Source organism: Citrobacter freundii complex sp. 2024EL-00216, assembly GCF_043945515.1.
Classification (GTDB): Bacteria; Pseudomonadota; Gammaproteobacteria; order Enterobacterales; family Enterobacteriaceae; genus Citrobacter; species Citrobacter portucalensis.
In genome coordinates, this window is sequence record NZ_JBIMRA010000033.1 from 18384 (window position 1) to 29378 (window position 10995).

At 51.0% G+C, this 10995-nt stretch carries 13 protein-coding genes and 1 pseudogene; 5 read left to right on the forward strand and 9 right to left on the reverse strand.

Features of this window, described 5'->3' with window-relative positions; genetic code table 11:
• Positions 1–48 precede the first annotated feature (48 nt).
• Complete coding sequence (gene tpx / locus ACHHZ7_RS23640; RefSeq protein WP_003020437.1) at positions 49–555, forward strand: thiol peroxidase; 507 nt, start codon at positions 49–51, stop codon at positions 553–555.
• A 53-nt stretch (positions 556–608) separates the two neighbouring features.
• On the opposite strand, the gene tyrR is transcribed toward tpx, so the two are convergent.
• From tyrR to pspE, 4 genes are all read right to left on the reverse strand, one after another.
• On the reverse strand, positions 609–2153 hold the full coding sequence (tyrR, locus tag ACHHZ7_RS23645; RefSeq protein ID WP_008784910.1) for a transcriptional regulator TyrR: 1545 nt from the start codon (positions 2151–2153) through the stop codon (positions 609–611).
• A 147-nt stretch (positions 2154–2300) separates the two neighbouring features.
• Positions 2301–3362: a YcjF family protein gene (locus tag ACHHZ7_RS23650; protein WP_032943592.1), complete on the reverse strand. Its 1062-nt coding sequence runs from the start codon at positions 3360–3362 to the stop codon at positions 2301–2303.
• Positions 3359–4756: a YcjX family protein gene (locus ACHHZ7_RS23655; RefSeq protein ID WP_060683721.1), complete on the reverse strand. Its 1398-nt coding sequence runs from the start codon at positions 4754–4756 to the stop codon at positions 3359–3361. The genes ACHHZ7_RS23650 and ACHHZ7_RS23655 overlap by 4 nt, the downstream gene beginning before the upstream one ends.
• A gap of 142 nt (positions 4757–4898) precedes the next feature.
• On the reverse strand, positions 4899–5216 hold the full coding sequence (gene pspE / locus ACHHZ7_RS23660) for a thiosulfate sulfurtransferase PspE (RefSeq protein WP_008784913.1): 318 nt from the start codon (positions 5214–5216) through the stop codon (positions 4899–4901).
• Positions 5217–5371: 155 nt separating this feature from the next.
• Here pspE and ACHHZ7_RS23665 point away from each other — a divergent pair.
• A pseudogene (locus ACHHZ7_RS23665) lies at positions 5372–5497 on the forward strand (LacI family transcriptional regulator); the annotation flags it as partial.
• A 165-nt stretch (positions 5498–5662) separates the two neighbouring features.
• Here ACHHZ7_RS23665 and pspD read toward each other — a convergent pair.
• The 4 genes from pspD to pspA are packed head-to-tail and all read right to left on the reverse strand — an operon-like array spanning position 5663 to position 7208.
• On the reverse strand, positions 5663–5893 hold the full coding sequence (pspD, locus tag ACHHZ7_RS23670; RefSeq protein WP_003833267.1) for a phage shock protein PspD: 231 nt from the start codon (positions 5891–5893) through the stop codon (positions 5663–5665).
• Positions 5894–5901: 8 nt separating this feature from the next.
• Positions 5902–6261, reverse strand: a complete 360-nt coding sequence (pspC, locus tag ACHHZ7_RS23675; protein ID WP_003020497.1) for an envelope stress response membrane protein PspC — start codon at positions 6259–6261, stop codon at positions 5902–5904.
• Positions 6261–6485 (reverse strand): envelope stress response membrane protein PspB, encoded by a 225-nt coding sequence (gene pspB / locus ACHHZ7_RS23680; RefSeq protein ID WP_003020509.1) that lies wholly within the window; start codon positions 6483–6485, stop codon positions 6261–6263. The genes pspC and pspB overlap by 1 nt, the downstream gene beginning before the upstream one ends.
• A 54-nt stretch (positions 6486–6539) precedes the next feature.
• Entirely contained in the window at positions 6540–7208 is a 669-nt protein-coding gene (pspA, locus tag ACHHZ7_RS23685; RefSeq protein WP_003020532.1) for a phage shock protein PspA, read from the reverse strand.
• A gap of 155 nt (positions 7209–7363) precedes the next feature.
• Between pspA and pspF the strand changes: the two genes are divergently transcribed.
• Together pspF and ACHHZ7_RS23695 are read left to right on the forward strand one after the other, a co-directional pair.
• A complete protein-coding gene (gene pspF, locus ACHHZ7_RS23690) occupies positions 7364–8353 on the forward strand; it encodes a phage shock protein operon transcriptional activator (protein ID WP_161495982.1) in 990 nt (329 codons plus the stop codon).
• 95 nt (positions 8354–8448) lie between these two features.
• Positions 8449–9093 carry a quinolone resistance pentapeptide repeat protein QnrB1 gene (locus tag ACHHZ7_RS23695; protein WP_014386481.1) on the forward strand — a complete coding sequence of 215 codons (645 nt, stop codon included), beginning with the start codon at positions 8449–8451 and terminating at the stop codon, positions 9091–9093.
• Positions 9094–9184: 91 nt separating this feature from the next.
• Here ACHHZ7_RS23695 and ACHHZ7_RS23700 read toward each other — a convergent pair whose 3' ends face one another.
• The gene (locus ACHHZ7_RS23700; RefSeq protein ID WP_001749993.1) at positions 9185–10093 is read right to left on the reverse strand and encodes an SDR family oxidoreductase; all 909 of its coding nucleotides are present in this window, start codon (positions 10091–10093) and stop codon (positions 9185–9187) included.
• Between the two features lie 248 nt (positions 10094–10341).
• On the opposite strand from ACHHZ7_RS23700, the gene ACHHZ7_RS23705 reads away from it, so the two are divergent.
• A complete protein-coding gene (locus ACHHZ7_RS23705) occupies positions 10342–10734 on the forward strand; it encodes a YdeI family stress tolerance OB fold protein (RefSeq protein WP_008784920.1) in 393 nt (130 codons plus the stop codon).
• Positions 10735–10995 lie beyond the last annotated feature (261 nt).

A 10995-nucleotide genomic window follows, 5' to 3' on the forward strand; every position in this document is an offset into this window, starting at 1 on the left:
GGCATAAACTAGCCTCGACGTTAACTATATGTAAACAGGAAGATAACCATGTCACAAACCGTTCATTTCCAGGGCAACCCGGTTGCAGTTGCCGGCTCCATTCCTCAGGCTGGAAGCAAAGCTCAGGCTTTTACCCTTGTGGCTAAAGACCTGTCTGACGTTACGCTGGGCCAGTTTGCAGGCAAGCGCAAAGTGCTGAATATTTTCCCAAGCATCGATACTGGCGTTTGCGCGGCATCGGTACGTAAGTTTAACCAACTGGCGACAGAAATCGACAATACCGTCGTACTGTGTATTTCGGCCGACCTGCCATTCGCCCACTCTCGTTTTTGCGGCGCGGAAGGTCTGAGCAACGTTATCACGCTGTCCACCCTGCGCAACGCAGAATTCCTGAAAAACTACGGTGTTGAAATCGCTGAAGGCCCGCTGAAAGGTCTGGCCGCACGTGCCGTAGTTGTTATCGATGAAAATGACAATGTTGTTTTCAGCCAACTGGTCAATGAAATCACCAACGAACCAGACTACACAGCGGCGCTGGACGTACTGAAAGCGTAAGCTGCGTTTGCATACAAAAATGCCTCCGGATGGAGGCATTTTCATTTACGGCATTACTCTTCGCTTTTTTTCTGTTGGCTCAGGCCGTACTCGCGCAATTTATTGGCAATCGCGGTATGCGAAACGCCGAGGCGCTTGGCCAGCTTGCGTGTGCTGGGATAATTCATATACAGCTGCGTCAGCACGGAGCGTTCAAAGCGGCTGGTAATTTCATCCAGCGACCCTTCCATCACCTCTTCTCCGACCGCAACCGTTGCCGCATCATAATCCGGCAGCAAAATATCCTGTGGCCGCAGCTCATAGCCTTCAAGCTGGGTCAGCGCCCGGTAGATAGCGTTTTTAAGCTGACGCACGTTGCCCGGCCAACCGTAACGGGTTAACACCGTGCTGAGATCGGCGGACAGCTTCGGACGCGGCACGCCCTGCTCATCGGCAAAACGCGCCACGAACAGTTCGGTGAGCGGCATAATATCTTGTGGGCAATCGCGCAGCGGCGGCAGGTTTAACGTCAGTACATTCAGACGATAATAGAGGTCTTCACGGAAAAGTCCTTTCTGCACCAGCTCCACAAGGTTCTTTTGCGTCGCGCAAATCACACGGACATCAACATGAACTTCGTGATCTTCTCCCACGCGACGGAACGTACCGTCATTGAGAAAACGCAGCAATTTGGTCTGCATACGCGGCGACATTTCGCCAATTTCATCTAACAGAACCGAACCGCCATTCGCCTGCTCAAAGAACCCTTTTTTACCTTCCGGCGCATGGCCAAACAGCTCGCTTTCAACCGCATCTTCAGGGATTGACGCGCAGTTCAGCGCCAGATACGGTTTCGACGCACGTGGGCTTGCCAGATGGCAGGCGTGAGCAAAGAGATCTTTGCCGGTGCCGGTATTACCAGTAATCAGCAGCGGCGCGCTCAGCGTCGCCAGCTTGCGCGCCTGTTCCACCACGTGTTTCATTTTGGCGCTGACGGCAATAATCTGGCTAAACGCGCTGAGATCCTGCGTAGTCATATTTTGCAGCTGACGTCCCATTCGGATGGTGGAGCGCAACATTACCACCGCGCCGGTCAGCATCTGCTCCTGATTTTCGCCCTGCAAATGGACAGGCGTAATTTCCATCAGGAAATTCTGCCCGTTAATCACGACATGTTCGCTATGGGAATCCTGCGGATTGCTTTCCAGCCAGCGCTGAAAGTTAAACCCATTGATTAACTGGGCTGCGGTATGGTTGCGCATCCGCTCCTGGGTGTGCGCAAAAAGTTGACAGCTCGCAGGGTTCGCCATCTCAACTTTGCTTTTCATATCAAGAGAAAGGACCGGTTCTGGCAACGCTTCAAGCAGAGCACTCAGCGCCAGATGTTCACGTTCGGAAGGCATCCAGGGTACGGTACGCACATCCGTAACCCCTGAAATACGGCGGATTTCAGCCATCAGACTGCTGAAGTTGGTGAACTCCAGCTCCGCAAAATTAAGGTAAATTCGCCCGATGGGGTCAATCTCGATACCGCGTAAATCAATGCTTCTCAGCACCAGTAAATCGAGCAATTCGCGGGTCAGACCAAGACGGTCTTCACAAAAGACTTCCAAACGCATAGGAACCTTCACCTGGACAAGGGATTATGTGTTAAATGATAAGACAGTATTTGGTTTGCAGGAAGAACTCTGTCAACAAATATTGACAGCGCGCTGGAAAATTAGGCGCCGGGGCGTAAAGTTATACGATCGGCGCCTGTTTTATAGCTAACTTTCGCGCGGAGATTTGTTCTTTTGTAGGGTCTCTTTCACCTGACCAATCAGTTGACGGCGAAAATCGCCCAGTCGTGGCTTATCATCATCGATCCACGGCAGCGGTCGGCAAAGCTCCATAGCTTTAATGCCCAGACGCGCCGTTAATAACCCCGCGCCAATGCCCTGTGCGGCACGCGTTGATAAGCGGGCGGCTAAATCCTGCGACATCCAGTCCATCCCTACTTCCCGCACCAGCTCACTGGCCCCGGCAAAAGCGATATTCAACAACACCAGGCGGAACAGGCGCAGACGGCTGTAATAACCAAGTTCAATGCCATACAGCGATGCAATGCGATTAATCAGCCGCAGATTTCGCCAGGCAATAAACGCCATATCCACCAGCGCCAGCGGGCTGACGGCAATCATCAGCGTGGACTCTGCCGCTGAACGGCTAATCTCACGCCGGGCTTGCGCATCCAGTACCGGCTGCACAAGATGGGCATACAGACTGACCACTTCGCGATCGTTCTGCGTTTCATGAATTGAGGCATACCAACGCTGTAGCGCCGGATGCGACTGATCGATACCCGCCTGCTGCGCCAGTTTTTCACAAAATGCACGACCTTTTCCGGTTCCATGGCTGTGGAGCAAGTCTCGCGCTTCATCACGTTCGTGCGCGCGCTGACGCAATCGCCACAATCTGCGCCACTCGGTCGCCACCGATCCGACACCTGCGCCGATAATCAATGCGCCTGCGGCACATCCTCCCAGCGCGACCCAGTCCTGAGTCTGCCAGGCGTTCATGGTCCACTGCACACCCTGAGCAACAACGCTTACGCCAAACAGCGCCAGCCCGCCCATCACCATCTTGCGCCACAGACTGCGTTTGGGGCGTAAGGCCGCATCAATGACGGCCTCCGCCTGACCTTCGTCTTCCAGGGGTTCATCCACTTTCGCCGGAGAAAAAGTCTGCGCCTCCGTTTCGTTGAACATTTGCTGCGCTTTAAACGCCGTGTTTTGTTCCACGTCCAGCGGACCTGAGAAATCGATACGCGGTTTTAACGGCTCGCTCATCGCAATTTATCTCCTATTAAAAACTCCAGCGCGGCATCAAGGCGGATATGCGGTAAGGGTTTATCGACATCCATAACCTGCGGGCGAAACGCCTCAAACTGAAAGCCCTGGCGGTCCCAAAATGCCTGTCCGGGCAGTCGCGCGGGAACCTCGCCCGGATAAACTGTCAGCGGTTCGCCATCGCTCAGACGATTACCTCGCAGCGCCGGGATCTTTTCACCTTTCACATCGATCAAGCCGCTGGTGGTTGCCTGCACCGATGCCAGCCCCAGACAATCCATGCTGATACCTTCGAACGCCGCGTTTTGCCATGCGTCCTGGATCAGCTGCTGCAATAACGACACCATATTGGCGTGCTGATCGACCGTGACGTGGTCGGCTTTGGTGGCGGCAAACAGCAGCTTGTCGATCACTGGAGAAAATAGCCGACGAAACAGCGTACGCTGCCCGTAATGGAAGCTTTGCATCAACTGGGTAAGCGCCAGGCGCATGTCGTTGAACGCCTGTGGCCCGCTGTTGAGCGGCTGCAGGCAATCGACCAGCACAATCTGGCGGTCAAAGCGCAGGAAGTGATTCTTATAAAACCCTTTGACGACCTTTTCGCAGTAATAATTGAATCTTTCGCGCAACATGCCCGCGTTGGTGTGTTTGTCTGCCTGCGCCAGCTTTGATTCCCCCCAGGCATCGACATCCGGCCACGGGAAGAATTGCAGCGCAGGCGCGCCCGCCATATCCCCGGGCAGGACAAAACGGCCCGGTTGAATAAAATGCAGGCCCTGCTGTTTACACTGATGCAGATACTCCGTCCAGGCGGCAGCAATTTCCGCCAGACGGTTTTCATCAGCAGGCGCCAACGGATCCAGCCCCTGGCATAACTGCCGCCATTTTGCCGACCATTCGCCCCGCAGCCCCTGCAATAATCCGGTCATTTGCCGCGACCAGCTCAGATAATCCTGGGCAAGCATCGGTAAATCGAGCAGCCACTCCCCCGGATAATCGACGATCTCCAGGTACAACGTGGAGGTGTCTTTAAAGTGGCGCAGTAAAGAGTCATTGGATTTATAGCGCAGCGCCAGACGTATTTCACTCACGCCGCGCGTAGGGGTCGGCCAGGTTGGCGGAGAGCCGTACAGTTGCGCCAGTCCCTCATCATAGGTAAAGCGCGGAATGCCAAAATCGCGTTGAGGAACCCGTTTCACGCCGAGCAAACGCTCTTCGCGCACGCAGCTGAGCAACGGCAGACGCGCACCGGCATGAACATTGAGTAACTGATTTACCATCGCGGTGATAAACGCCGTCTTACCGCTGCGGCTAAGTCCGGTGACAGCCAGGCGTAAATGCCGGTCTACGCCGCGATTAACCAGCGAATTGAGTTCATTTTTAAGTCGCTTCATCGCCATCCCGTTTTGCTGAAGGAACCGAAGAAATTATAACAAACAGGAAGTAAAGATAGGGGTCAATTCTTACTTATCAACTACCTGGGCGGTACCTGGCGGCATTATTCTTACCGCCAGGAGCAGAAGAACTGCGTACGGCTTATTTATTCTCTACTTTAGGAAGCGAGATCTGGTTGATGCCACCTTCATTCGTCACCTGCGTATAGCCCATTTCAGTCAACATATCCTTCGCTTGTCCCGATTGACGCCCGGAGTTGCAGTACAGCTTCACAGTGTCGTTCTTATCAGGAACTTCAGCTGCAATACGTGCCTTCATTTCTTTTAACGGAATATTGACGGCCCCCTGAATATGCTGCTGTTGGTACTGTTCAGGAACGCGAACATCGATCCAGTGTTCGGCTGCGTAAACCGGCATGCCGATGACCAGAGCCAACGCTAATACACCTTTTTTCAACATAATATCTTCCTGACTGATAGTTGGATTTACCTCTACACTATACGCCAGTTCTTAAGAAAATATTGCGACCGCATTATCACCGTCTGCAGGCGCGGACGATTGTTCCTCAGGTTACCCATGCTGCAGTTAGCCTGTTGATTTTTCTACCCACATTTGATGTTCCTACCCAACAATTAGGTGAGCAAAGCTGTAATTTATTATTTAATCTGATTGCAGGTGAGAAAGGATTACAGAATATCACGATAGGAACACAAATATTGCTGACCGACTTCCTGATATAAAACCTGGGTATTAATGCTCTGCGAAATAGATTTTTTAGTTCACCCTCAATACCCGTGGTAACGATCCAAAAGAATTCTGACAGCCCCAAAATTATATTTGTGAGCTGCCGCAAATTAACTGAGGGAATGTTGATTAATTGTTGCTTGCTTTTGCTGATTCAAATATCAGGGTTGATTACCTGAATAGCGTTTCGACAATTTTGCCGCAGCCCGACTCAACACCGGTTCCAGAACCAACGCCAGCAGCATTTTTAGCGGGCGTCGGGCGACGGACTTCACCGCCCACCCTGCTACACCCGCCGGGCCGTAGCGCAGCGCGGTCAGAAGCACCAGCTTACCTGCTATTTTAAAGCCCGGCTTAACCCTTTGCCCGGCACGTTGCCAGCGATTGTTCATTTCTGTCCTCACAATTGACGGAAGCGACTACGTAAGGAAAAAGTATCGGACGTCACATAACGTTCCATTTCACGTAAACGCTTTTCACTAGCAGCCAGCTCGCGATCGACGGCATCCAACAGCTCACCGCTTGATGGCTGCTGCTCGCCAGAAACCACATTGTCCGGCATCGGGTCCAACACAAAGGTCAGCACGATGTAGGCGACGAAGGTGAAAAAGGCCAGGCCAAAAAAGACTGACAACACCACCAGGATCCGTACCAGCTTCACAGGCACATCGAGATAATGCGCAATACCTGCGCAAACCCCCTTCACCATGCCCTGCTGCGGAATACGCCACAGTTTTTTGTTCAGATTAACGCCTCCCATTAGCGGTCCCTCCAGTTTGGATGTTCAGCATCAAGAATGTCTTCCAGCGCCTGAATGCGCTCGCGCATCCGCTGTGCGTCATCGTTGAGTTCAACCAGGCGTTGCTGTTCACTTTGCGACAGTTCGCCACGACTGGAACGGTTGCTGTAGTGCAGCCAGAGCCAAATCGGTAAAACGAACAACACAAAGATGGTTAACGGGATAGCCAGAAATAGCGCGCTCATGAGTACTCCTTACAGGTGATGAGCGGCGGCGCGTTCGGGCGCCGCCAGATGTTATTATTGCTTGTCTTGCTGCATTTTGGCTTTAAGTTGCGCCAGCTGCTCGCTGATTTCATCATCTGCTTTCAGGTCAGCAAATTGCTGATCCAGAGACTTCTGTTTACCGAAGTTATGGCTTTCAGCCTCGGCTTCCATCTGATCGATACGACGCTCGAAAGATTCAAAGCGCGCCATCGCTTCATCGAGTTTACCGCTGTCCAGTTGACGACGAACATCACGCGAAGAACTCGCTGCCTGATGACGCAGCATCAACGCCTGCTGACGAGCACGGGTTTCACTGAGTTTATTTTCCAGCTCACCGATCTCTTTTTTCATACGCGCCAGCGTATCGTCAACCAGCGTCACCTCATGCTCCAGAGAGGCAATTAAATCGGTCAGTTTCTGCTTTTCAATTAACGCAGAACGCGCCAAATCTTCTTTCTCTTTACGCAGCGCAAGTTCTGCTTTTTCTTGCCACTCTGCCTGTTGGGCACTGGCCTGTTCGATACGGCGAGATAATTGTTTCTTTTCTGCCAGCGCACGCGCTGAGTTAGAACGTACCTCAACCAGCGTGTCTTCCATTTCCTGGATCATCAACCGCACCAGTTTCTGCGGATCTTCAGCCTTTTCCAGCAACGCATTAATGTTGGCGTTCACGATGTCGGCAAAACGAGAAAAAATACCCATAATGTAATCCTCACTTACTGTTCTGATATCGGGCTATGCCCTGCTGTTTTCGTTATGCACTTGGCGTGCCAACTTTTTATATAATTGATTTTAATGTAATTATATAATTTTACCTGCCAGGCTAATTAGCGTAAATTGGTGAATAACACTAACAAATGGTGAATTTCATCATGGCTGGATACAAAGATAATCTTCTGGGTGAAGCGAACAGCTTTATTGAAGTGCTGGAGCAGGTTTCTCATCTCGCGCCGCTGGATAAACCTGTACTGGTTATAGGTGAGCGCGGGACCGGGAAAGAACTTATTGCCAACCGCCTGCACTACCTCTCCACCCGCTGGCAAGGCCCGTTTATTTCGCTTAACTGCGCGGCTCTAAACGAAAATTTGCTTGATTCCGAACTGTTTGGTCACGAAGCGGGTGCCTTTACCGGCGCGCAAAAACGCCATCCAGGACGTTTCGAACGCGCCGACGGCGGTACGCTGTTTCTCGATGAACTGGCAACCGCCCCGATGTTGGTACAGGAAAAATTACTGCGGGTTATTGAATATGGCGAGCTGGAGCGCGTTGGTGGCAGCCAGCCGTTGCAAGTTAACGTACGACTTGTTTGTGCGACCAATGCCGACTTACCTCGCATGGTCAGCGAAGGCACTTTCCGCGCTGACCTGCTGGATCGCCTGGCCTTTGACGTGGTGCAACTCCCACCGTTACGCGAGCGTCAAAGTGACATTATGTTAATGGCCGAGCATTTTGCCATTCAGATGTGCCGCGAGATCGGATTACCTCTGTTTCCGGGTTTTAGTGCCGAGGCCAGAGAAACTCTCCTCCACTACCGTTGGCCGGGCAATATTCGTGAACTGAAAAACGTCGTGGAGCGATCCGTTTACCGGCATGGAACCAGTGATTACCCGCTGGATGAGATAATCATTGACCCCTTCCGCCGCCACACTACTCAGCCGCAGGCGCCGGAAACTAAACCGATGTCTGTAGGGTTACCGCTGGATCTGCGTGAATTCCAGCAGCAGCAAGAGAAAGACTTTCTACAAACCAGCTTACAGCAGGCAAAATTTAACCAGAAAAAAGCCGCTGAATTACTGGGTCTGACTTACCATCAGCTTCGCGCTTTGCTGAAAAAACACCAGATTTAACGCACATTTGCAGATGTCATATTGGCGGATTTGACGCATAACCTCATCAGGGTTTACCATGACGCCATTACTGTATAAAAAAACAGGTACAAAATATGGCTCTGGCACTCGTTGGCGAAAAAATTGACAGAAACCGTTTCACCGGTGAGAAAATTGAAAATAGTACATTTTTTAACTGTGATTTTTCAGGTGCCGACCTGAGCGGCACTGAATTTATCGGCTGTCAGTTCTATGATCGTGAAAGCCAGAAAGGGTGCAATTTTAGTCGTGCGATGCTGAAAGATGCCATTTTTAAAAGCTGTGATTTATCCATGGCGGATTTTCGCAATTCCAGTGCGCTGGGCATTGAAATTCGCCACTGCCGCGCACAAGGCGCAGATTTCCGCGGCGCAAGCTTTATGAATATGATCACCACGCGCACCTGGTTTTGTAGCGCATATATCACGAATACCAATCTAAGCTACGCCAATTTTTCGAAAGTCGTGTTGGAAAAGTGTGAGCTGTGGGAAAACCGTTGGATAGGTGCCCAGGTACTGGGCGCGACGTTCAGTGGTTCAGATCTCTCCGGCGGCGAGTTTTCGACTTTCGACTGGCGAGCAGCAAACTTCACACATTGCGATCTGACCAATTCGGAGTTGGGTGACTTAGATATTCGGGGCGTTGATTTACAAGGCGTTAAGTTGGACAACTACCAGGCATCGTTGCTCATGGAGCGACTTGGCATCGCGGTGATTGGTTAGCATTCACGGAGCGGTAAGTACCGCTCCCGCCCTTATACAATAGTGTCCGCCCTTGCCTTAAAAGTCACTTTCGACGCACAGATCGTAAACGTTAGAGGGTTCCGGTCCCCCCATCAGAACACCAGACCTGACCAGACGTATAGCTGTTCTCCCGAGCGGCCAGGGTGACATAAAGCGGCGCGATTTCCACCGGTTGACCAGGGCGTCCCAGCGGCGCATTTGCCCCAAATTTCTCCACCTTTTCCTGCGGTTGACCACCACAGCACTGCAGTACAGTCCAGTATGGACCCGGCGCGACGGCATTGACACGGATCCCTTTCGGGGCCAGCTGTTTCGCCAGCGATTTAGTAAATGCCACGATAGCTGCTTTAGTCTGAGCATAATCAAGCAAGATTTCACTTGGCTCATAAGCCTGTACGGAGGAGGTATTAATTATCACGCTGTCTGGTGAAAGATGGGGTATGGCCGCTTTGGTGATCCAAAACATAGCGTAAACATTGGTTTTGAATGTTGCGTCGAAGTCTTCTGTGGTGAGTTCCTCAATTGACTCACAAAATTGCTGACGACCCGCATTATTGACGAGGATATCCAACCCTCCCAGTCCTTTTACCGCCTGTGTTACCAGATGACCGCAAAAAGCCTCATCACGGATATCTCCGGGGATGGCCAAAACATTTCTGCCTGCTTTTTTTATCAGATCGACCACTTCACGCGCATCGTCTTCTTCTTCAGGTAAATAGTTAATCGCAACATCAGCGCCTTCACGAGCATAGGCAATAGCAACAGCACGACCAATCCCTGAATCCCCACCGGTAATTAATACCTTGCGCCCATTCAGGCGACCGCTTCCCTGATAGCTGTCTTCTCCATGATCGGGGCGCGGTTGCATTTTCCCCGCCAGCCCGGGAAAGGGCTGCTGCTGCTGTTGAAAAGGCGGCGCCGGAAAACGCGCAGAATTGGTTTTATTGATGGTCTTTTTTTCCTTGTTTAAGCCAGCCATTCAATTACCTCTCATTATTTATCACAAAGACTAATAAGCGTAGACCAAAATGAATGGCATGACCTATATTATCCAGCTACACTTAATTTTCTCGGAATATTACCCCCCCTACTTTCCTCTACCGTTGCGCTTATATCCCCACCAACGTTAGATTTAATTTAAACAATATTATTTGAGACTTATCCAGTTCGCAGTGTTAATAAATAGCAACCACACTTAACATTTCAACCTTGGCAAAAGGAGAACATATGAAATTATCCATAACGCCATTATTATGTTGTTTTTTATTGTCGCCAGCGCTTGCTGATGATAACGGCGGGTTGAAAAATGATACAGCTCCACCGCCAGCCCACGCTCTGGATGAAGGTTATCGTGGGACTGAAGATGCAAGAATCATGACTGTCGAACAGGCCAAAACGATGCATGACGGTGCGACCATTTCTCTGCGAGGTAATCTCATCGAGGATCAAGACGGAGACAAATTTGTCTTTCGTGATAAAACCGGCAGTATCCTGACTTTAATTCCACACGCGGTTTTCGATGGTCGAACGGTTAAACCCGATCAAATGATCAGTATTAACGGTAGCCTCGACGCTAAAATGCAACCACCAGTAGTACGCGTAAATAAGATCCAGAAGTAACGCAATAACCGGGAAGAAAGCCGCTCTTCCCGGTTGATTTTCTTTATTCCCACGATTTTGCGAATGCTCTCTTCTGCCCGTCATGGTCATTTCCCCCTCTTTCCCCTCACATTTTTCTTTCTACCCGCGAATCACACGTTTATAGCAAGTCAGATGGGCCATGAAAATGCTAAGATAGTTAACAGAGTAGATTCAAAGTGGATAGCAGGTATGAATTTTGACCATGTCGCGGTGTTGAACTCGCGCTTATCGAGCCTGTTA